Source organism: Sulfurimonas sp., assembly GCF_026196735.1.
GTDB lineage: Bacteria > Campylobacterota > Campylobacteria > Campylobacterales > Sulfurimonadaceae > Sulfurimonas.
In genome coordinates, this window is the sequence record NZ_JAPHUF010000002.1 from 126,448 (window position 1) to 146,765 (window position 20,318).

A 20,318-nucleotide genomic window follows, 5' to 3' on the forward strand; every position below is an offset into this window, starting at 1 on the left:
TATCTAAATTATCTTAAAACAAAAGTGGACTAAACTAACTTTAGTCATATGGACTAAATAAACTTGATATATATTGCTTCTATTAACTTTTTTTTGATAAACTTACGAAAATTTACAAAAAGGACATTAAAAATGGCAAAACATCAGTTTCAAACAGAAGCAAATCAAATACTAAACTTAATGATTCACTCACTATACTCAAACAAAGAAATTTTTATTCGTGAGTTGGTTTCAAACGCTTCAGATGCACTGGATAAACTTAACATGTTAGTTTTAACTGACGAGAAATATAAAGATGTGACTTTCTCACCTCGTATAGATATCGTTGCAAATAAAGAGGCTAAGACTCTGACTATTAAAGACTCTGGTATCGGTATGAACGAAGAGGACCTAATGAACAATTTAGGTACCATTGCAAAATCCGGTACCAAAGCATTTTTAGAAAATCTTACAGGCGATCAAAAGCAAGATTCTAACCTAATTGGTCAGTTTGGTGTTGGTTTTTACGCTTGTTTTATGGTAGCTAATAAAGTTGAAGTTACAACTAAAAAAGCTGGCGAGGATCAAGCATTTTTATGGACTAGTGCAGGAGACGGCGAGTTTGATATAGAAAATACTACACAAGACGGTCATGGAACTACAATTGTAATGCACCTTAATGATGAGGAGAGTGAATTTTTAGAAACTTATAGAATTGAATCAGTTATCAAAAAATACTCTAACCATATCCCATTCCCAATTTTTATGGATAAGGAGAATTATATTCCGGCTGTAAAAGATGATGAAGGCAATGAGACTGAGCCTAGTAGAACTGAGATAGAAAATGAGCAGATTAACAAGGCAAATGCATTATGGACAATTGCTAAGAGCGAAATTACAGATGATGAATATAAAGATTTTTACAGTTCAATCGCTCACTCTTCAGAAGAGCCGTTAACATGGATGCATAACAAGGCTGAGGGTGCTATAGAGTACACTACACTTTTTTATATTCCAAACAAAGCTCCGATGGATATGTACAGAGTTGATTACCAGACTGGTATTAAACTCTATATCAACCGTGTATTTATTACAGATGATGAAAAAGAATTGATGCCAACTTATTTAAGATTTTTACGCGGTATAATCGATTCTAAAGATTTACCGCTTAATGTATCTCGTGAAATTTTACAATCAAATGCTGTTATGGCAAAAATCAAAAATGCATCTGTTAAAAAAGTACTTTCAGAGCTTGGCAAAATGGCTAAAAAAGATCCTAAAAAATATGATGATTTTTTCAAAGAGTTTGGTAATGTTTTAAAAGAGGGTCTTTACAGTGACTTTGGAAATCGTGAGAAGATATTAGAACTTATGAAGTTCAATACTCTTAACTCCACTGAAACTGTTATGATTGAAGATTTTATCAAAAATGTAGATGAAGATAAAAAAGAGATTTACTACATCACAGGTAAAACCTCTCTATCAATGCTTAAGAGTTCCCCGTCATTAGAGAAATTTAAAGCTAAGGGTATTGATGTTTTAATTCTTAACGAAGAAGTTGATACTATCATTTTCCCAATGGTAACTGATTATAAAGAGTACAAGCTTGTACCGGTTAGTGATGCTAAGTTTGAAGAGAGTGAAGAAGAGAAAAAAGCTGAAGAAGAGGTTGCAAAATCTTATGAAGGTTTAGCAAAAGAGTTTAAAGATGCTCTTGGCGATGCTGTAAAATCTGTTGAGACAACAACGGAACTAGTAGATTCTCCAGTTAAACTAAAAGTAGACAAAGAAGATCCGGCATACATGATGGCTCAGATGATGAAACAGATGGGACAGGGTGGTGATACACCTGAACCTGCGCCTATTTTACAGATTAATCCGAATCACGAACTTCTTATAAAGCTAAAAGATTCAGCAGACCAAAATCTTATCAACGATGCTGCACATGTACTGCTTGACCAAGCGAAACTTTTTGATGGCAGAGAGTTAGAAAATACTGCTGATTTTATTTCAAGATTAAATAGAATTATTTCTAAGGCAATATAAGTTTATTTGATGAGTGCATTAGTAGCACTCATTGAGATGTTTTTATCACATTTATATAAATAACAACTAGATTATGATATTCTTTTTACATGAAAAAAATAGGTACAGAAAAGAGAAGACCGGAGAATGCTAAACTCCGTCGCTCTATAGATAAATTACTAAATGATGGTGCTTTGTTTATGGAGAAGCATCTTCACCATTTGGAAATTTCTGATTACCGTTATGATATACAAGAGGCTGTTGTTGAATTAGATTTGGATGAAACCGTCATCCATCAGCTTGTTGAAGACTACATTATACAAATATTAAAATCAAAGATAACATTTTACAAACACATACAAGAGTTAAAGCAGGCCGAACTTCATAATATTGATATAGATTACACAAAAATTAGAGATTTGGCTCATAAAAACTTAGGGGTTGTTAGAAATCTGCGTATTAAAGATGCTCGAAAAATTTTAGAAATAATTATGATAGAAGATGACTTGGATAATCTGCGATTATGTGTAAAAGCTTTGGAGATATCAGCAATTAAATTACACCCACTCTGCGCCTATGAGACAATAAATCTGATAAAAATCAAAAATATGTTATAGACTATTTTTTGATTGACTGTGAAACTTGTTCTAATAAATTTTGAGGTTCTTTTTTAATCACTAAGTCTTTTTTCGTAGTTGGTAGAACAAAAGCAAGCAAAATAAAAATAAAAGAAAAAACTACACCGGTCAAAACCGTAAGTATAAGTTTAAGCTTGAAATCTTTCATTATGCACGACTTGTAGTCATATAAACCCAAAACTCTTTGTGAGAATGACCTTTGTCTAAAAAATACAGCTGTAAAATAGCCACTCTATAAAGTGTAATTATCATTTTTGCAAACGGGATAAACAGGCTGAGACTAACAAACAGAGACTGCTGCTTGTCTCCTTTTGACTCCATCATCTCCTGCATGCCGATATTTTTACTTAAGTAAATACCAAAAAGTATCGAGAAAATAAAATTTAATGTCAGTCCAAAAATCATATATGCTATAAAATCTTGTTCGTACATTCCAGCTATCATAAAATAAATTCCTTCTTCTTAATAATAGTAATTTTACCTAAAGAAAGCTTTTTTTATTCATAAGTTTTTATTTTACTTTTTGTAAAAAAAGTTCCAAATGGTATTAAAGAGGCAATAAAGAAAATCACACTATTTTTAAATGACCACTTACTTTCCTGCCAAGCTTTTACTAAAAGCACACAAAAGAGTATAAAAAGTATTCCATGAATCATTCCAACTACTTTTACAGCCATTGGAATATCAAGCATATACTTCATAGGCATTGCTATAAAAACCAATATTATGTATGAATAACCTTCTACTGTGTTTATAACTCCAAATTTTTTTACATTTTCATTTACCATGTGTACCCTAATCTAAATTTTTGTAGAAGTATATAATCAAAAAGTAACAGTTTGACTATTTTTTTAAATTCAATTTTTTTTTGACAACTCTATTTAAACATCTTTATCATATAATTACGCGAAATATGTAATAAAAGGTATATTAATGGAAACTAACCTCGTAATAGAGGGTTTTAAATTTATGGGTCTAGGAATGGCAACTGTATTTACATTTCTAGTTATATTGATCATCATGATGAATATGATGTCAAAGATTCTTAATAAATTTTTCCCTGAACCAAAACCGAGTGCGGGTACAAACAACAATATTCAAAATAATAATACTAAAGTGATTGCAGCAATTACTGCAGCAATTAAATATCATAGAGAAGGTTAAGGATTAATATGGCTAAAAAATTTATAGATGTAATGGATACAACTTTTAGAGACGGCTTCCAGTCAGTATTTGGCGGTCGTGTACTAATGGATGATTTTTTTCCAGCAGTAGAAGCAGCTAAAAGAGCAGGAATTAACCACTTCGAGTTTGGTGGAGGGGCGAGATTCCAATCATTATATTTCTACTTAAGAGAAGATGCGTTTGAGATGATGGACAAGTTCCGTAAAATAGTTGGACCGGATGCAAATCTTCAAACTCTTGCTCGTGGTGTAAATACCGTAATGTTAGACACCGGTTCTAAAGAGCTCATCGATTTACACGCAAAGATGTTTAAAAAGCATGGTACTACTACAATTAGAAACTTTGATGCTCTTAATGATGTTGAAAATCTTAAATATTCCGGTGAGAGAATTGTTCATCATGGATTAAAACATGAAGTTGTTGTAACAATGATGGATTTACCTCCGGGATGTAAAGGCGCGCATACAACTGAATTTTACGAAAAGACACTTCGTGAGATTTTAGATAGCGGTATTCCTTACAATAGTATCTGTTTTAAAGATGCTTCAGGTACTTCAAATCCTCAAAAAGTTTTCGAAACTATCACTATGGCTAGAAAAATAGTTCCCGAGGGAACACATCTTCGTTTGCATACTCATGAAACTGCAGGTGTAAGTGTTGCTGCTTATATGGCTGCACTAGAAGCCGGTGTTGATGGTATTGATATGGCTGCTGCTCCAGTTAGTGGCGGAACAAGCCAGCCAGATATTTTAACTATGCTTCATGCAACTAAAGGTATGGATTACGATCTTGGTGGATTAGAGATAGATAAAATACTTACTTATGAAAAAGAACTTCAACATTGTCTGTCTGATTATTTTATGCCTCCTGAAGCAACTATGGTATCTCCTATTATCCCTTTTTCACCAATGCCAGGCGGCGCACTTACTGCAAATACACAGATGATGCGTGATAATGGTATGTTTGATAAATTTCCAGAAGTGATCGCTGCGATGACGGAAGTTGTTGAAAAGGGTGGTTATGGAACATCAGTAACACCAGTTTCACAGTTTTACTTTCAACAAGCGCTTAATAATGTAATGCAAGGTCCATGGAATGCTATTGCTCCAGGTTATGGAAAAATGGTTCTTGGATATTTTGGTAAAACTCCTGTTGCTCCAGATCCGGAGATTGTAAAAATAGCTTCAGAAAAGTTAGGATTAGATCCTACAACTGAAAAAGCTCTTGATTTGGCAGATGCAGATGAAAGTAAATCTTTAGATACTTGGATTAAAAGACTTAAAGAAGAAGATATCGAGATAACTGAAGAAAATATTTTTATAGCGGCAGCTTGTCAAGACAAAGGTATCGAGTTCTTAAAAGGCAAAGGCGAATTAAATGTTCGTAAAATTTCACAAATGAAAAAAGAAGAAGGAAGTTCAAGTATGGGTAACGGAAATTATACAGTAGTAGTAGATGGTCAAAAGTTTAGTGTTCAAGTTGCAGAGGGCGATGCAGACATTCAAGTAACAGCAGTTGATGGTGAGAGCGTAGCTCCAGCAGCACCAACGGTAAAGACATCAGGTGACATTATTGAAATTAAAGCACTTCTTCCTGGCAATGTTTGGAAAATTGTTGCTAATCCGGGTCAAAGCGTAAACGAAGGCGATGTGATAATGATTTTAGAGTCTATGAAAATGGAAATTGATGTTGTAGCACCTAAGGGTGGCGTAATAAAATCAATAAATGTTGCTACAAATGATAAAGTAGTTGAAGGTCAAGTCGTAGCTGTATTAGGATAATTATATGAAGTATTTTATAATAAAATTATTTGCACTTATGCTTTTTAGCTTTGGTGCTCTTCATGCTAGTGCTCCTGCATCAACAGAAGTTGCATCAGCACATAAAGAAGAGACATACCAAAGTAAGCCATTTTCAGAGATGATAGGTGGTTTTTTGAAATCAACCGGCGTTAGTGCTATTTTAAATCCAGATCCTGATGAGCTAGATGCACATGGCAGAGAGATGAGTAACTTCCATAAATCATGGGGTCGTATAATTATGATTTTAGTTACTTTTTTTCTATTTTGGTTAGCTATTAGAAAAGGTTTTGAGCCACTATTATTATTACCTATCGCCTTTGGTGGACTTCTGGCAAATATTCCAATTGCAGGAATTGCTGGAGAGCATGGTTTTTTAGGTGTCATTTATAATATGGGTCTTGCAAATGAGATGTTTCCTATACTCATATTTATGGGTGTTGGAGCAATGACTGACTTTGGACCGCTTTTGTCAAACCCTAAAACAGCACTGCTTGGCGGAGCTGCTCAGTTTGGTATATTTGGAACACTTGTTGGTGCAGTCGCATTGACTCAAATGGGTTTTGCTGATTTTACACTTCAGCAAGCTTCGGCTATTTCTATTATTGGTGGGGCGGATGGTCCGACATCGATTTTTATCGCTACTAAACTTGCTCCTGAACTTCTTGGAGCTATCGCTGTTGCATCATATTCGTATATGGCAATGGTGCCGATTATTCAACCTCCAATCATGAAGGCTTTAACAACTGATGCAGAGAGAAAGATTAAGATGACTACACTTCGTCATGTATCTCGTTTAGAAAAATTGGTTTTTCCTATAATGGTACTTGTTCTTGCTATTTTGGTTCTTCCTGCATCTACACCGCTTATCGGTGCATTTATGTTTGGAAACTTCTTAAAAGAGTCTGGTGTTGTTGAGCGTCTTAACGATACTCTTCAAAATTCACTTATCAATACGGTAACTATTTTCTTAGGTCTTGGTGTTGGTTCAAAATTGGCGGCTAATGAGTTTTTAGTTCCAGATACAATGTTCATTATGGCTCTTGGTATTGTTGCATTCTCTGTAGGTACTGCTTCTGGTGTTATAATGGCTAAGATAATGAATCTTTTCCCTGGACATAAGGTAAATCCATTAATTGGCTCAGCAGGTGTATCTGCTGTTCCTATGGCAGCTCGTGTATCAAATAAAGTCGGTATGGAATATGACCGTAGCAATATGCTTCTAATGCATGCAATGGGTCCAAATGTTGCGGGTGTTATCGGTTCAGCGGTTGCTGCCGGTGTACTTATCTCACTGTTTCAATAAGTGATTTAACTCTCTTTACATGTAGGTATTACCTGCATGTAAAACTTACTATATTGAATTTTAAATGTGTCCACTAGAATTCATAGCTTCTACAATCAATGGTATTATGTTGTGACTCTTTGTCTTATCAATAAATCCATCTGCACCTAAACTCTCTGCTTCTCTTTTGTTGTTTGCACCAGTCATAGAACTATTTACAATGATTGGTATTGATTTGGTATATACACCATTTTTAAGTAGTTTAACAACAGTAAAGCCGGACATTTCAGGCATCTCAATATCTGTTATTATTGCTGGGATTTTTAATGCATCCTCACCAAGAGAATTTATATAATCAACAAGTAATTTTCCGTTATTGAAAATTTTAATATCAAGGTTTGCATTCTGAAAAATCTGATTTAAATGTTTTTGTGCTGTTTTGGAATCCTCTGCAACTAATACAGTTCCATTTTTCAGTTTATTAGGTATTTCTAAGTCAATTAAGTTTTCAGGAGATTCATGAACATCTACCATAGCATTAGGTATTACATCCGCTAAAAGTTTTTCATAATCAAGAACAAGACAGAGGCTGCCGTCTTCGAGTCTTGTATCATTGATAACAACACTGTCTTCGCCAAGTCTGTAGCTGTCTGGTGCATGCATTTCATTCCAGTTTTTCTTAATAACTCTAAATGCAGACATTATTCTAAGACCAATTATGACTCCATTGAAATCACATATAAGAATATTTGATTTTTTGACCTCTTCTTTAGTTAGAGTTATTTCTAACCATAGAGGAAGATTAAGTATAGGAATTTGTAAACCACGAAGAACTATACTACCTTCTAGCATGGGGTGTGATGAAGGTATTTGAGTTAAATAATGATTTTTAGATTCAACAACTTCTCTTGTTTTAAATACATTTATAGCGTAATAAGCAGAATCTGTTTTATCACTTACTCTAAATACTAAAAGTTGTACTTCATTGTTTTTTGCTAGATTTGCAGTAGCATCAACTTTATCTAAAATAGCCATTTGTACCCTTTAATTAATCTCCCAAATAATACCCAAAATAAAATCAATAATGCTTGAATATTAATATTGAAATGGTAAAATACACCTAATTATTAAGGGGTATACCCTAGAAGGCATCGTAAGTGAAAATTTTAATAATGATATTGTTGATGTTTAGTATTTCTTTTGCAAAAGTTTATTATGCAAAAGTTGAGCCATATGAGGTGAGAGAAATTTCTTCAAATGTTTCAGGAGAAGTTATATATGCTAATGAGAATTTAGTTGGAACAACCCTTTCAAAAGAGCCTTATATTCGTATTTATTCTGATGTTGATAGTAAAGAGTTGAAGTATATAAAAGACAAGTTAGAGTATATGAGAGAAATAATAAGTGCAAATGAAGGGGTGCTGGATAATTTAGAAAAGTCTCTAAATAAAAAAAGAGAAAACTATAAAAAAGTAGAATCATTAAAATTTAAATCATCTGTAGAAAAAGATAGAGAATTTTATGATTTGATTTCTAGTGAAAATCTATATTTAAATACTCAAAAAGAGATAAATAACTTAAAAATTCAGATAACAGATATGAAACTGAGAGAAGTTCAACTTCAAAAAATTTTAGAAGACAAAAATCTCACTGCTGAGGGTTTTGTCCTTTATGACATGCTTGTTAAGCCTGGACAAGTTGTAGGCGTGGCAACTCCACTTGCAAAAGTAGCAGATGTGTCAAAAGCAAAATTAATTATTTTTTTAGATGAACCCGATGTGCTAAATGCAGAGAAAAAGACCGTATATATTGATGGAGAAAAAACATCTTATAAAGTTTCAAGACTTCTAAATATAGCAGACAGTACAAATATATCTAAATATATGGCTCAAATAATTTTAAAATCTCCAAAAATATTTTCTAGACTTGTTAAAGTGGAGCTAAAAAATGATTGATAAAATATCTTCCTCAGATGTTGTAATATTATGGGGAATAGATTCACATGTTGATTCAGATGCTTTTTTTGAAGTGCTAAAAGATAAAAAAACTATAGTAATTGACCCTGTAAAAACAGAGATAGCTAAAGAAGCAGATTTACATATTGAAATAAAGTCAGATACAGATCTTTTTTTTGCAATGTTATTGAGCAGATTTTTATATATTTATGATAACTTTGACAAGGAGTTTGTTGAAAAATATGCAAGCGATTATGAAGAGTATCACGAGCTTACACAAGGTATCAGGATTGTATCTACTTTAAAAAAGATTGGTTTAGATGTAAGCGCAATTCAAAACATCATAGAGTTAATTGAAAATAAAAAAGTGATGATAGTTTGCGGTAAAGGGGTTAACAAGGATAGTCAAAGCGATGATACTGTCGAGAGTATAAATGCTATCGGTGTTATGCTGGGTCTGTTTGACAAAGAGGGGTGCGGTGTTATGCATGTTGACAAAGATGATTACAAAGATGGTTTTGATATAAAAGAGCAAAAATTTGAATTTCTAGAAGAATTTGATTTGGATATACTAAAGGATATAGAGTAATGAATATTAAAGAATTAGATAATAAATATGTTTTACCTACATACGCAAGAGCTGATGTAGAGTTTGTTAGCGGTAAAAATGCAAGACTTATAGACAGTAACGGCAAAGAATATATAGATTTTACATCAGGTATCGGTGTAGTGAGTGTTGGACATGGCAATGAGAGAGTAAGCAGTGCCATCTGTAAGCAGGTATCAGAGATTACTCACATGTCAAATCTTTACTATATCGCTCCACAGGCGAGAGCTGCACAAAAGATAGTAGAGGCGAGCGGTTACGATATGCAGTGTTTCTTTGGAAATAGTGGAGCTGAGGCAAATGAGGGAGCTATCAAAATTGCTAGAAAATTTGGTGAGAGAGACGGAGAGGTTAAGAGATACAAGATAATAACTCTTCAGCACTCGTTTCACGGCAGGACTATTACAACCGTAAAAGCGACAGGACAAGAAGCAATGCACAACTACTTTGGACCGTATCCCGATGGATTTGTATATGCTGATAATATTGCACATGTAGAGAGTCTGCTTGATGATCACACTTGTGCGGTTATGATAGAGTTAGTTCAGGGCGAAGGTGGAGTTCAACCACAAAACAAAGAAGAAGTTCAAGCTTTAGCAAAACTTCTAATGAGTAAAAATATTTTACTTATTGTTGATGAAGTTCAAACCGGCGGTTACAGAACAGGAGAATTTTTAGCTTCAAATCTTTATGAGATTGAGCCAGATATCGTAACTTTGGCAAAAGGTGTCGGCGGCGGAGTTCCAGTGGGAGTTGTTATGACATCTCTTAAAGGTATTTTGAGTGCCGGAGATCATGGTTCTACTTTTGGAGGAAACTATCTTAGCACCGCTGCTGTGTGTGAAGTTATGGATATTTTAAATGAGTACAAAAAAAGCGGAGAATTAGAGACTAATACGGCTTATTTTAACGGTGAACTTGAAAAATTTTATATGGCAAACAGAAATCTTTTTACATCCAGAGTTGGAATTGGAATGATGTGTGGTTTAAGAACAAAAAATGCCGAAACATTGACTAGTGTTATAAACAACGCAAGAGAAAATGGTGTAATGGTTCTAAAAGCAGGAAAAAATACTCTAAGATTTTTACCACCGCTAACAATAACAAAAGAGGAAATAGATGAAGGTTTTAAAGCCCTTAGTAACGCTGTTAGTTCTCTTTAGTACTTTAGTCGGCAGTGATGCAGATGAACAGTTAGACGCGTATATCTCTGACAATAAAAAAGAGCAGTTTAAATATGACTATGAGAAAAATGAGGCTGAGAGCTCTAAGCTGCGTGACTCATGGATAGCTCCTCTTAACCTAAATTATAGCTACTCTAAAAGTAATCCTTATGAAAATGAGCAGATTCAAGAGAACAGTTCAATAACGATGGATCAGCCAATCTTTCAAAGTAGCGGAATCTATTACGGCATCAAGTTTGCAGAGGCTTCTAAAATTTATGCAAACTACTCTGTAGATGCTGCAAAAAGAAAGTTAGTTAAAGATGCAATTTCGCTTTTGATGCAGATAAAGCAGATTGATTTAAAGATTGATAAGCAAAAACTTCAAATAAAAAACTCTGAGATAAATCTTGCACAAAAAAAAGAAGATTATTTAAACGGTCAACTAGATTCCGGTTTTTTGGACAATGCTATAATAGAGAGAAATATTGTTATTCAAGCCCTTTATGACATACAGACGAATAAAGAGAGACTTATCTCAAAGTTTAATGCAATTAGCGATGTGAAACATGAAAATGCTTTTGTTCCAACACTAAAATTTTTAAGTCAAGAAGAGTTTTTAGAGCATAACATTATTTTAAATATGTCTCAAAGTGAGATAGAGAAAAACAGATACAACAAAAATGTTACGGTGGCAAAATATCTTCCTCGTGTAAGTCTAACCGCAGGTTATAATTGGAGTGAGAGTCAAAATCAGCAGTATATACCAGGTTCTGCAAGTGTCTCTAACAGGACTGACTACTACAACTATGGATTTAGAGCAACTATGCCGATTGATATAAATACATTTAGAGATGTTGAATCTTCAAGAGTTGATTTTTTAAAATCAAAACTGGTTATTGAAGATAGAAAAAGAGAGTTAAATGCTATTTATGAGCAGGTTATGCAAAACATAGATAATCTTGAAAAGAAAAAGCAGCTGAGTGTAGAAAACAGAGAACTTTATGAGAGACTGTTATCAGATACACAAGAGTTGTTTAGAGCCGGATATAAGACAAACTACGATGTAGAGCTTTTACAAAATTCGGTTGAGATTCAAGGTAGAGATATAAAAATTTTTGAGATAGATAAACAACTTGAGTTATTGACTCTTTATGAGATGTACAAAGATGATTAGACCTAAAGGGCAATGCAGGGAGGCACTAAATGCCGAGTCGTAACTTTAGCGAGTATATGGGTGAGTGGCTTTATGGAGAAAATGGCTACTACGCGACTTATAAGAATATAGGAAAAAGTGGAGATTTTTACACAGCGGTAAGTACCAGCAAGTTTTTTGGCGGAAGTATAGCCAAACACATAATCTCATTAGTAGATGACGGTTTTTTATCAAAAAACGGAACCGTTTGTGAGATTGGTGCTCATCATGGGTACTTTCTAGCTGATGTGATTGAGTTTATATACACACTTAGACCAAAACTGCTCTCTACACTTAACTTTGTGATTATAGAGAGGTTTGATGAGCTTCAAGAGTTTCAAAAAAACTACTTTAATGAATCATTTGGCGATGCTGTAAAGTTGACGCACTATAAATCTTTGAGTGAGTTAAAGTGTGATAATGCTTTTTTTATTGCAAATGAGATATTTGATGCATTTCCTTGTGAGCTGTACTACAAAGGTAAAACGGCTAGAGTTGATGGACACAAAGTTGACTTTGATGAAGACAATGAGTGGGTAAAAAGCAAGGCAGAGAAATACCATAAAGACAGAGGTGAGATAGCTGTAGGATATGAAGAGTTTGCTAAAGAAATGGCTTCTACATGTAGTAAGTTTGAATTTATGAGTTTTGACTACGGAGAGATGGGTGCGAGACCTGATTTCTCACTAAGAGTATATGCTAAACATGAGGTTATCCCATTTTTTCTCACAGAGAATGAAGATGAAAACATAAAAAGAGAAGAACTCTTTGCAAAATCAGATATAACTTATGATGTGACATTTGCACATGTTAAAGATGCTTTTGAAGAGGCAGGCGTAGAGTTTATAGAGCTAAAAGCTCAAATGGTAGCATTAGTTAACATGGGTATACTGGAACTCTTAGAGATGCTTAAAGAAAATGCAGAAGAAAAGATATATGCTCAAGAGTTGGAAAAAGCCAAGATGTTGATAATGCCAAACTTTTTAGGCGAGAGATTCAAAATGATAAGGTTCAAAAAAGAGACAAAATGATAAAAAAACTAGAGAAAGTTTTTTTAATTGTTATACTTATATCAGTATTTATTCTTGCTTATAATTGGTATGAAAATTATCTCTTTAAAAATAGCGAAATATCAGATGAATATAAAGAGCTTATATTTTCTAAAGAGCAAGAAGTTTTGCATCTTATGCAGAAAAATTATGGTTTTAGTTTTAAAGTCCCATTAATTGTAACTGACAAGTTTAAAGGCAGACTTTATGGAGTGACATCGTATAATAACGGTGAAATAAAGATATATTTAAATAAAAAAGTAATGAAAGAGAGTATGGAGTATATGGTTGAGAGTGTCATAGCTCATGAATATGCTCATGCTTTGATGTTTAAGCTAGGTCATTATGGTTCTAACGGTGATGGACACTCTTCAAAATGGAAAGAAGCCTGTGTCAATCTTGGCGGAAAGAATTGCGAGCAATATGTTAATAGCGAAGATGTGGTAATGGGCAAGATGCCCTTTTAAAAAGCGTTTATTATTTTAATAAGCTCTTCTGCTCTATTTGAATTTTTTATAGCATTTTCTTTTGTTATAACTTTTTTGCGTAATAATTTTACAAGTTCATCAGTTTGTGTAGTCATATTTGTCTCATTCTGATTTAGCTGCATTTGAGAGTAAAGTTGGTGGACTTTATCTTCTCTGATTAGATTTTGAATAGCCGGATTTGATATAAGCACTTCTTGTGTAGCAACTTTACCACCACCAATTCTCGGAATTAGAGATTGAGAAATTACAGCAACTAAAGAAGAAGCTAGTTGTGCTCTAACTTGAGCTTGCTCTTCGCCGTCAAAAACATCAATAATACGGTTAATAGTACCAGGTGCAGAGTTGGTATGAAGAGTTCCAAATACAAGGTGCCCGGTTTCAGCAGCTGTCAGTGCCGCGCCAATTGTTTCAGCATCTCTCATTTCCCCAATTAGTATGATATCCGGGTCTTGTCTAAGTGAGTATTTAAGTGCAGTAGCAAAAGATGCTGTATTTTCACCGACATCTCTTTGTGAAAACAGAGATTTGACATTTTTATGCACAAATTCAACCGGATCTTCAATAGTAATAATATGTCTTCTCTCAGTCATATTAATCTCATGAAGCATAGAAGCTAGTGTTGTTGATTTACCACTACCGGTTGGACCGGTTACAAGGATGAGACCCTTTTCTTTTTTAACAAGTTGTTTAAAAATGGGGTTGTTATTGTACTGATCTAGTGTCGGTATATCAATAGGAATCATACGAAAGGCACAAGCTATACCACCAATGGTACGATAGTAGTTTGCACGAAAACGGCCGACATTATCTAACTCAAAAGAGAAGTCGAGTTCATTATACTCCTCAAAAACTTTTTTCTGTTTATCTTCGATAAGAGAATAAGCCATCTCTTCTATCTCTTTTGCATTTAAAACAGGAAGATTAAGAGGTTTTAACTCTTTATCTATTCTAATTTGCGGCTCACTTCCCGGAACAAGGTGTAAGTCTGAAGAATCAAAGTGCATAACACTTTTTAGTAGTTTTTTAATCTCTATTGGTTTAGCTGTAGCTTCACTCATAACAATTCCTTTTTATATTCTTTTTCATTATACCCTACAAGAACTTTATTTTCAAATTCTATAATCGGTCTTTTTAGCAGAAGATTCTCTCTGCAAAGCCATTCTTTTTTTTCACTATCATCTGGGTTGATTTCTTTTAGATTTAATGTTCTGTATGTAGTACTTCTTGAGTTAAAAAGAGTTTTCATATCTACATGTGAAAGCCAATATGAGACTTTTTCACATCCGACATTATCTGTTTTAAAGTCTTGCAGAGTGTACTCTAAGTTATGCGTTTTAAAAAAAGATAGCGCTTTTTTTACACTGTCACAGTTTTTAATACCGTAAATATTTATCATAACTACTCTATGATTTTAGGAACTATAAAGAAGTGGTCTGCACTTTGGGGTGCATGTTTAAGGATGTCGTCATTTATTTGCGCATTACATAAAGGAGAGTCTTCTCTAAGCATAGTTGATTCATCATTCATTGCAAATTTATCATCAACTCCATCAGTATTTAATTCACTTAAATTATCAACAAAACTAACTATTTCTGATAGCTGTTGTATGATTTCTTCTCTTTTGTCATCTGAAACTTTTAAAAATGAGAGTTTTTCTAGTCTGGTTAATAGTGCGTCATCTACTTGCATTATGAGCCTTTAAATATTTTACTAAGATTGTAACAAAAAAAATCTATCTATTTGATGAAACTTTAACAAAGTATGCGATATTATTTTGTAATTTTAAAAATTATATTATAAATAAGGAATATTTTTGAGCTTAAAAGAAAATATCAATATGGTAAAAGAGGAGTTAAACTCCGAAGAGAAGTTTTTTGAAAAAGCGGTTATGACTGAGAAGTTTGTTAAAAAATATAAAAATGTAATGATAGCTTCAGTAGTTGCAGTGGTTTTAGTTGTTGGTGCGAATATAGCTTATGATGCTAATGAAAGCTCTAAGGTAACTGCTGCAAATGTGGCACTTACAAAACTTCAAAAAGATGCCGCAGATACTCAATCTCTTGATGAATTGAAAGTTTTAAGCCCCGAACTGTATGATGTGTGGACTTTCTCTCAAGCAGTTGCTAACAAAGATTTACAAGCTTTAAAAACTCTGCAAAATTCAAAAGCATTGATTATTAATGACTTGGCAAAGTATGAATTGGCACAAGATGCTAAATCTTTAAGCAGTTATGCTTCACAAAAAGATGCAATTTTCAAAGACTTGGCATTGGTTCGAAGCGCTGTTATACTTTTTAGTGAAAACAAAATAGATGAAGCGCATAATACACTATCAAAAATATCAGTAGAGTCTTCACTGTATAAATTAGCAAATACCTTAATGCATTACGGTATAAAGTAATATTGTGAAATATATATTATTAATTTTAGTATCATTTACTGCTTTAACATTCTCTGCATGTAGTTCTAAAGAGGTCTACAAACCGGTACATGTAGTAGACGATTGGGAAAGCTCAGGAAATAGTGAAGTCACAATTAAAAATGTTGCTCCGGATGCGGCACTTGTCCAAGACAATAAGGTGCTTGTTTTAGACAGAGTTGTTGAAACAGATAGAGTACTTGATGTCAAGATTGCTCAAGAAGATAGATTGCTAGGTTACAGTGATGGCTGGGTTATAAGTTCAAATATTGACGGAAAATTAACACTTCAATACCCTGAGGACAGATCAATGGTTGAGATGTTTGACCTTAAAAAAACTGTAGCAACAGCTAGTATAAACAAAGATATACTAGCTGTTCTTTTTGCAAATAACGAAATGGCTCTATACTCAATATCTCAAAAAACTTTACTTTTAAAAGAGCAGGGTGATGCTCCTATCGCAATTAACTCTAAAATTGTAAAACCATACTTTAGAGATGACATAGTTATCTTTTCAACACTTGATGGAAAAATAGTTGTTATAAACTCTAAACTAAAAAAGAAACTAAGAACTATAATAGTAAGCAGTGAAGATCACTTTAACAATATTATTCATTTTAGTCTAGTTGACAATAAAATCATAGCTGCGACAGGACACAAAATACTTTCTATAGCAGAAAAAGAAATTAGACAAGATTATGATATAAGAAGTGTTGTAGGTGAAGATAAAACTATATATATTGCTACAAAACAGGGTGAAATAATCTCTTTAACATCAGACCTTCAGCAAAATGCAAAAATCAAGTTTCCATTTGCTCATTTTTTAGGGATGATTGCAAGTAACGGCAAATTATATGCCTTGGAAAAAGAGGGGTATATTATTGAGCTTTCAAGTGATTTACAAACTTATAGTGTTTATGAAGTAGATGTAGATGAGGGGTATGTGTATATATCAGGTAAAAAGTTTTATGTAGATGATGAGTACATTTCAGTAGAGTAGTCTGTTTGTGGAGGTTGGTACTGTGTCCAACGAACTAGAAGCTTTCATAGAGTATATAACTGTTATAAAAGCTTTGAGTAAAAAAAGTGTAGAAGCCTATAAAAGCGACTTAAGCACATTAGAAGAAAAAATTCAAAAACCTCTTATAGAGTTAGACTCAAAGATACTCTTAAACACTTTGAGTCAGTATAAAAATAAAAGAACTCTTAATAGAAAATTATCATCTGTAAACGCCTTTTTTGACTTTTGTTATAAAAATCAGTTCTCAGATGAAAAAACAAAACTAAAGTTTGCAAAGATTCCAAAACTACTCCCAAAATTTCTTTCATATACAGAGATACAAAACTCACTAAAGTTAATAGATAGAAGTTCATGGATAGGTCTTCGGGATTATGCTTTAATACTTTTTTTGTATGCCTCAGGTGCGAGGATAAGTGAGTGTTTAGCATTGAGACGAGAAGATATAGAAGGTGATTGGCTTCATATAAGACATGCAAAAGGTGAAAAAGAGCGTATTGTTCCAATTGCACATGTTGCTAAAGAAGCAATTGATATATACTTGAATGAGTTGAGCAAAGAGAATGAGTTTGTTTGGTGCAACTATAAAGGTGACAAATTGAGTCGTATATCTGCATTTAAGATAACTCAAAAATACCTTGGAGTCTCTCCGCATATTTTGCGTCACTCTTATGCAACATCCCTCATTACAGGTGGAGCAGACTTGCGGGTGGTCCAAGAGCTTTTGGGACATGCATCGCTTTTGACAACACAAATATATACACATGTACAAAAGCAGGACTTAAAAGAAACGGTTGAAGTCTGCCATCCAATGACAAAAGAAAATATATGAACAGAGTAAAAAACAGTTTTTTTTCAAAACCATTTTTAATGTCACTTTTTTTTACTCAAAACAAATGGCATCAGCATGGAGTGCTAGTTCATACCATGCGCGTTGTTTATTATACTTTAAAAGCAGGAGAATTAAAACTTTTTGCAGCTGCACTTTTACATGATATCGGCAAGCCGTCAATAGCATATAAAAAAGATGAAGAGGACATAGAGTTTCATGAGTATAGTTTTACCGATCATGAAGAGAGAAGTTATCAGATGATTAAAAACTGGAGTTTCATAAGTGATTATACAAAAAACATTGTTCGTTATCATTATCTTATCAGAGATATTAAAAAGAGTAAAAAAGAAGATTTGGCTAGATACGCAAAAAAGATTGAAATATGGAAAAGTCTGGATGATGATATAAAAATAGACTTGGATAAATTTTTACTCTTTGATGATTTGGGCAAGGGTAAAAAAAGAAGATGACTCTAACACAAATGTAACATGAATTGTGTAAAATAGTAATAATAATATTTTATATAAATCATAATAATCAAATAAATAATATATATAAATTTGATTTTTCAAATTAAAAAGGCTCATATAGAATGATAAAGAAGATTACACCAATTTTAATAATATTAGCGCTGGTTGCAATTATTGTGACACTGTTTTTGTCTCTTGCTACAAGCAAAAAAATGATACTTGTCCAAGAAGGCAATACGAAACAGATTCCAATTGAGATGAAAAAAGGCATCTATTTGGACAGTGACTGCGGTATGGTGATTGATGATTTAAAAGATACTTCTCAGGTGATTTCTAGCAGTGGAAAGAGTTGGTTTTTTCATGACCATGGCGGAATGGTAAAATGGCTTGAAGATAAAGAGTTCAAAAATAGTGCAAAAATATGGGTTAAAACAAGAGATACAAAAAAATGGATTCAAGCTCGCAAAGCGCACTACTCATTAACTGATACTACTGCAATGGGCTATGGATTTGGAGCTTATGAAAATAAGAAAGATTCATATGTAGATTTTGATACAATGCGTTTACGAATGTTAAGAGGTGAAACTCTCAATAATCCAAGTATAAGAAAACAGCTTTTAGGAAAATAATTAAGTAATTATGGAAACAGTAAATATTATAAGTATCATCAGTATTGCTTTTTTGGGTTCTTTTGGACATTGTATTGGCATGTGCGGTGGAATCGTACTAGCTTATTCAACTATCAAAATAGAACCGGCCAGTTCTAAAGTTTCTCAAGGCGGAGCACATTTACTTTATTCATTGGGCAGAGTATTTACTTATTCTATACTTGGTGCAATATTTGGAGGATTGGGCAGTGTTGTTACTTTTAGCAACACAGCAAATGGCACACTTCTAATAGTTGCAGGGATTGCTATGGTTTTAGCAGGTCTTTCTCTGATGGGCAAAGTAAAATTTCTAACTTTAATAGAACACTCTTTTTCATCTTCATCTATGTACAAGAGCATATTTAAAAAAATACTAAATTCAAAATCAAATTTTAGCTTTTTTATACTAGGAATGCTCAACGGTCTTTTACCATGCGGGTTTGTTTACTTTTTTGCCATCACGGCTGCAAGTACTGCGAGCCCCGTTTATGGTGCTTTAGTCATGGCTATATTTGGATTAAGTACGATTCCGGCTATGTTTTCACTCGGTTTTTTGGCATCACTTTCCAGAGCAACAAGTTTTAGAAATATGATGATGAGTTTATCCTCTTTTGCGGTTATACTTTATGGCTCTTATACTATATACAATGGGTATGATTATATAGCTAGAGCTGAAAAAACTTTAACAGAGTGTCATACTAAATAACTTTTAAATTTAAAGTGATATAATGATTACAAAAAAAAGGAAATAATTTGAAAAGCTCTATTATTGACAGCATAAAATCACTTCCGCCTCTTTCAACAACTATTACAGAAGTTAACAGAATATATGCAGATGATGAGTCTACGATAAGTGATATGGCCAAAGCAATAGAACATGACCCGATGATAATTGCAAATCTGCTTAAAACTGCTAATTCTCCGCTTTACGGCTTTGGTAGAGAGATTAAAAGTGCCGCTCAAGCAGTAAGTCTTTTTGGTATGGGCATGACTCGCTCAATTGCTTTAGGTAACTCAATAAGAAAACTTTTAAATGTTGATATGCAGCCATACGGCGTTACATCAGATGAGTTTGCACATATTTCATCACTTCAAGCAGCCCTTGTTCTAGGTTGGTATAATAAAATTGATAGAAAAAAAGCAGAAAAATTATATTTGGCTGCATTTTTGCAAGAGACAGGAAAAATTCTCATAGCAAGTGAAGTTATTCAAGAAGATGAGACTATAAGCTTTGCAAGTGAAATAGAAAACTCCAACAACTTGGCAATGGTTGAAAAGACTTACACAAATGCAACTGCGGGTGAAGTTACGGCAATAATCTTTGAGCATTGGGGTTTTGATACTGACTTTGTAGAGATGATTAAATATTCAGATAATCCATCGGCAGCTCCTGAAAATATAAAAGAGTTTAGTACAGCTTTAAATATTGCTAAAACAATCTTACCAATAAATTGTCCATTGTGTGAAAGGGCTGTAAATTTTGGAGTAAAAAAAGCTGAAGACGCAGGCTATGATATTTCTATTTTAAATGAAACGATAGAAACTGTGCGTGGTTCTTTATAAG

General features: G+C 33.4%; 24 protein-coding genes. 18 read left to right on the forward strand and 6 right to left on the reverse strand.

Features of this window, described 5'->3' with window-relative positions:
• The first annotated feature begins 132 nt into the window (after positions 1 to 132).
• Together htpG and OQK60_RS00920 are read left to right on the forward strand one after the other, a co-directional pair.
• Entirely contained in the window at positions 133 to 2,025 is a 1,893-nt protein-coding gene (gene htpG / locus OQK60_RS00915) for a molecular chaperone HtpG (RefSeq protein ID WP_297683151.1), read from the forward strand.
• 89 nt (positions 2,026 to 2,114) lie between these two features.
• Positions 2,115 to 2,621: a hypothetical protein gene (locus tag OQK60_RS00920; protein WP_297683153.1), complete on the forward strand. Its 507-nt coding sequence runs from the start codon at positions 2,115 to 2,117 to the stop codon at positions 2,619 to 2,621.
• 168 nt (positions 2,622 to 2,789) lie between these two features.
• Here the strand turns inward: OQK60_RS00920 and OQK60_RS00925 are convergent, their stop codons facing one another.
• The gene (locus tag OQK60_RS00925) at positions 2,790 to 3,086 is read right to left on the reverse strand and encodes a hypothetical protein (protein ID WP_297683155.1); all 297 of its coding nucleotides are present in this window, start codon (positions 3,084 to 3,086) and stop codon (positions 2,790 to 2,792) included.
• 53 nt (positions 3,087 to 3,139) lie between these two features.
• On the reverse strand, positions 3,140 to 3,430 hold the full coding sequence (locus OQK60_RS00930; RefSeq protein ID WP_297683157.1) for a DUF3817 domain-containing protein: 291 nt from the start codon (positions 3,428 to 3,430) through the stop codon (positions 3,140 to 3,142).
• Between the two features lie 145 nt (positions 3,431 to 3,575).
• Here OQK60_RS00930 and OQK60_RS00935 point away from each other — a divergent pair, with 145 nt between their 5' ends.
• The 3 genes from OQK60_RS00935 to OQK60_RS00945 are packed head-to-tail and all read left to right on the forward strand — an operon-like array spanning position 3,576 to position 6,932.
• Positions 3,576 to 3,806 (forward strand): OadG family protein, encoded by a 231-nt coding sequence (locus tag OQK60_RS00935; RefSeq protein WP_297683159.1) that lies wholly within the window; start codon positions 3,576 to 3,578, stop codon positions 3,804 to 3,806.
• A gap of 8 nt (positions 3,807 to 3,814) precedes the next feature.
• Positions 3,815 to 5,608: a biotin/lipoyl-containing protein gene (locus tag OQK60_RS00940; RefSeq protein ID WP_297683161.1), complete on the forward strand. Its 1,794-nt coding sequence runs from the start codon at positions 3,815 to 3,817 to the stop codon at positions 5,606 to 5,608.
• Positions 5,609 to 5,612: 4 nt separating this feature from the next.
• Complete coding sequence (locus OQK60_RS00945) at positions 5,613 to 6,932, forward strand: sodium ion-translocating decarboxylase subunit beta (protein WP_297683163.1); 1,320 nt, start codon at positions 5,613 to 5,615, stop codon at positions 6,930 to 6,932.
• Positions 6,933 to 6,992: 60 nt separating this feature from the next.
• On the opposite strand, the gene OQK60_RS00950 is transcribed toward OQK60_RS00945, so the two are convergent.
• Complete coding sequence (locus OQK60_RS00950; protein ID WP_297683165.1) at positions 6,993 to 7,946, reverse strand: chemotaxis protein; 954 nt, start codon at positions 7,944 to 7,946, stop codon at positions 6,993 to 6,995.
• A gap of 122 nt (positions 7,947 to 8,068) precedes the next feature.
• On the opposite strand from OQK60_RS00950, the gene OQK60_RS00955 reads away from it, so the two are divergent.
• From OQK60_RS00955 to OQK60_RS00980, 6 genes are read left to right on the forward strand one after another with little or no spacing between them, the layout of a single operon-like run.
• Positions 8,069 to 8,866 (forward strand): HlyD family secretion protein, encoded by a 798-nt coding sequence (locus OQK60_RS00955; protein WP_297683167.1) that lies wholly within the window; start codon positions 8,069 to 8,071, stop codon positions 8,864 to 8,866.
• Entirely contained in the window at positions 8,859 to 9,455 is a 597-nt protein-coding gene (locus tag OQK60_RS00960) for a molybdopterin-dependent oxidoreductase (protein ID WP_297683169.1), read from the forward strand. The genes OQK60_RS00955 and OQK60_RS00960 overlap by 8 nt, the downstream gene beginning before the upstream one ends.
• The gene (locus tag OQK60_RS00965; protein ID WP_297683170.1) at positions 9,455 to 10,636 is read left to right on the forward strand and encodes an acetylornithine transaminase; all 1,182 of its coding nucleotides are present in this window, start codon (positions 9,455 to 9,457) and stop codon (positions 10,634 to 10,636) included. The genes OQK60_RS00960 and OQK60_RS00965 overlap by 1 nt, the downstream gene beginning before the upstream one ends.
• Positions 10,593 to 11,813 carry a TolC family protein gene (locus OQK60_RS00970; protein ID WP_297683172.1) on the forward strand — a complete coding sequence of 407 codons (1,221 nt, stop codon included), beginning with the start codon at positions 10,593 to 10,595 and terminating at the stop codon, positions 11,811 to 11,813. The genes OQK60_RS00965 and OQK60_RS00970 overlap by 44 nt, the downstream gene beginning before the upstream one ends.
• A 29-nt stretch (positions 11,814 to 11,842) precedes the next feature.
• Positions 11,843 to 12,862, forward strand: a complete 1,020-nt coding sequence (locus tag OQK60_RS00975) for an SAM-dependent methyltransferase (protein ID WP_297683174.1) — start codon at positions 11,843 to 11,845, stop codon at positions 12,860 to 12,862.
• Complete coding sequence (locus OQK60_RS00980; RefSeq protein ID WP_297683176.1) at positions 12,859 to 13,347, forward strand: SprT-like domain-containing protein; 489 nt, start codon at positions 12,859 to 12,861, stop codon at positions 13,345 to 13,347. Before OQK60_RS00975 ends, OQK60_RS00980 begins: the two co-directional genes overlap by 4 nt.
• Here the strand turns inward: OQK60_RS00980 and OQK60_RS00985 are convergent.
• From OQK60_RS00985 to gatC, 3 genes are read right to left on the reverse strand one after another with little or no spacing between them, the layout of a single operon-like run.
• The gene (locus tag OQK60_RS00985) at positions 13,344 to 14,426 is read right to left on the reverse strand and encodes a type IV pilus twitching motility protein PilT (protein WP_297683178.1); all 1,083 of its coding nucleotides are present in this window, start codon (positions 14,424 to 14,426) and stop codon (positions 13,344 to 13,346) included. The genes OQK60_RS00980 and OQK60_RS00985 overlap by 4 nt on opposite strands.
• On the reverse strand, positions 14,423 to 14,764 hold the full coding sequence (locus OQK60_RS00990) for an arsenate reductase family protein (RefSeq protein ID WP_297683180.1): 342 nt from the start codon (positions 14,762 to 14,764) through the stop codon (positions 14,423 to 14,425). The genes OQK60_RS00985 and OQK60_RS00990 overlap by 4 nt, the downstream gene beginning before the upstream one ends.
• Before the next feature lie 2 nt (positions 14,765 to 14,766).
• Positions 14,767 to 15,057, reverse strand: a complete 291-nt coding sequence (gatC, locus tag OQK60_RS00995; protein WP_297683182.1) for an Asp-tRNA(Asn)/Glu-tRNA(Gln) amidotransferase subunit GatC — start codon at positions 15,055 to 15,057, stop codon at positions 14,767 to 14,769.
• A 124-nt stretch (positions 15,058 to 15,181) separates the two neighbouring features.
• Here gatC and OQK60_RS01000 point away from each other — a divergent pair, with 124 nt between their 5' ends.
• From OQK60_RS01000 to OQK60_RS01030, 7 genes are all read left to right on the forward strand, one after another.
• Entirely contained in the window at positions 15,182 to 15,769 is a 588-nt protein-coding gene (locus tag OQK60_RS01000) for a hypothetical protein (protein ID WP_297683183.1), read from the forward strand.
• 4 nt (positions 15,770 to 15,773) lie between these two features.
• Positions 15,774 to 16,787, forward strand: a complete 1,014-nt coding sequence (locus OQK60_RS01005; RefSeq protein ID WP_297683185.1) for a hypothetical protein — start codon at positions 15,774 to 15,776, stop codon at positions 16,785 to 16,787.
• 22 nt (positions 16,788 to 16,809) lie between these two features.
• Positions 16,810 to 17,637, forward strand: coding sequence for a tyrosine-type recombinase/integrase (locus OQK60_RS01010; protein ID WP_297683187.1), 828 nt, complete (start codon positions 16,810 to 16,812; stop codon positions 17,635 to 17,637).
• Positions 17,634 to 18,107, forward strand: a complete 474-nt coding sequence (locus tag OQK60_RS01015; RefSeq protein ID WP_297683189.1) for an HD domain-containing protein — start codon at positions 17,634 to 17,636, stop codon at positions 18,105 to 18,107. The genes OQK60_RS01010 and OQK60_RS01015 overlap by 4 nt, the downstream gene beginning before the upstream one ends.
• A gap of 122 nt (positions 18,108 to 18,229) precedes the next feature.
• A complete protein-coding gene (locus OQK60_RS01020) occupies positions 18,230 to 18,736 on the forward strand; it encodes a hypothetical protein (RefSeq protein ID WP_297683191.1) in 507 nt (168 codons plus the stop codon).
• A gap of 10 nt (positions 18,737 to 18,746) precedes the next feature.
• A complete protein-coding gene (locus OQK60_RS01025; protein ID WP_297683193.1) occupies positions 18,747 to 19,460 on the forward strand; it encodes a sulfite exporter TauE/SafE family protein in 714 nt (237 codons plus the stop codon).
• A gap of 47 nt (positions 19,461 to 19,507) precedes the next feature.
• Complete coding sequence (locus OQK60_RS01030; protein WP_297683196.1) at positions 19,508 to 20,317, forward strand: HDOD domain-containing protein; 810 nt, start codon at positions 19,508 to 19,510, stop codon at positions 20,315 to 20,317.
• The last annotated feature ends 1 nt before the right edge of the window (position 20,318 follow it).

Excerpts from the sequence above, each read along its gene's own strand:
- OQK60_RS00980 (WP_297683176.1), top strand. The coding sequence starts at position 12,859 with ATGATAAAAAAACTAGAGAAAGTTTTTTTAATTGTTATACTTATATCA.
- OQK60_RS00985 (WP_297683178.1), bottom strand. The coding sequence starts at position 14,426 with ATGAGTGAAGCTACAGCTAAACCAATAGAGATTAAAAAACTACTAAAA.
- OQK60_RS01020 (WP_297683191.1), top strand. The coding sequence starts at position 18,230 with ATGATAAAGAAGATTACACCAATTTTAATAATATTAGCGCTGGTTGCA.
- OQK60_RS01015 (WP_297683189.1), top strand. The coding sequence starts at position 17,634 with ATGAACAGAGTAAAAAACAGTTTTTTTTCAAAACCATTTTTAATGTCA.
- OQK60_RS00990 (WP_297683180.1), bottom strand. The coding sequence starts at position 14,764 with ATGATAAATATTTACGGTATTAAAAACTGTGACAGTGTAAAAAAAGCG.
- OQK60_RS01025 (WP_297683193.1), top strand. The coding sequence starts at position 18,747 with ATGGAAACAGTAAATATTATAAGTATCATCAGTATTGCTTTTTTGGGT.
- OQK60_RS00970 (WP_297683172.1), top strand. The coding sequence starts at position 10,593 with ATGAAGGTTTTAAAGCCCTTAGTAACGCTGTTAGTTCTCTTTAGTACT.
- OQK60_RS00960 (WP_297683169.1), top strand. The coding sequence starts at position 8,859 with ATGATTGATAAAATATCTTCCTCAGATGTTGTAATATTATGGGGAATA.
- OQK60_RS00965 (WP_297683170.1), top strand. The coding sequence starts at position 9,455 with ATGAATATTAAAGAATTAGATAATAAATATGTTTTACCTACATACGCA.
- htpG (WP_297683151.1), top strand. The coding sequence starts at position 133 with ATGGCAAAACATCAGTTTCAAACAGAAGCAAATCAAATACTAAACTTA.
- OQK60_RS00975 (WP_297683174.1), top strand. The coding sequence starts at position 11,843 with ATGCCGAGTCGTAACTTTAGCGAGTATATGGGTGAGTGGCTTTATGGA.
- OQK60_RS00925 (WP_297683155.1), bottom strand. The coding sequence starts at position 3,086 with ATGATAGCTGGAATGTACGAACAAGATTTTATAGCATATATGATTTTT.
- OQK60_RS00920 (WP_297683153.1), top strand. The coding sequence starts at position 2,115 with ATGAAAAAAATAGGTACAGAAAAGAGAAGACCGGAGAATGCTAAACTC.
- gatC (WP_297683182.1), bottom strand. The coding sequence starts at position 15,057 with ATGCAAGTAGATGACGCACTATTAACCAGACTAGAAAAACTCTCATTT.
- OQK60_RS00940 (WP_297683161.1), top strand. The coding sequence starts at position 3,815 with ATGGCTAAAAAATTTATAGATGTAATGGATACAACTTTTAGAGACGGC.
- OQK60_RS00935 (WP_297683159.1), top strand. The coding sequence starts at position 3,576 with ATGGAAACTAACCTCGTAATAGAGGGTTTTAAATTTATGGGTCTAGGA.
- OQK60_RS00945 (WP_297683163.1), top strand. The coding sequence starts at position 5,613 with ATGAAGTATTTTATAATAAAATTATTTGCACTTATGCTTTTTAGCTTT.
- OQK60_RS00930 (WP_297683157.1), bottom strand. The coding sequence starts at position 3,430 with ATGGTAAATGAAAATGTAAAAAAATTTGGAGTTATAAACACAGTAGAA.
- OQK60_RS00950 (WP_297683165.1), bottom strand. The coding sequence starts at position 7,946 with ATGGCTATTTTAGATAAAGTTGATGCTACTGCAAATCTAGCAAAAAAC.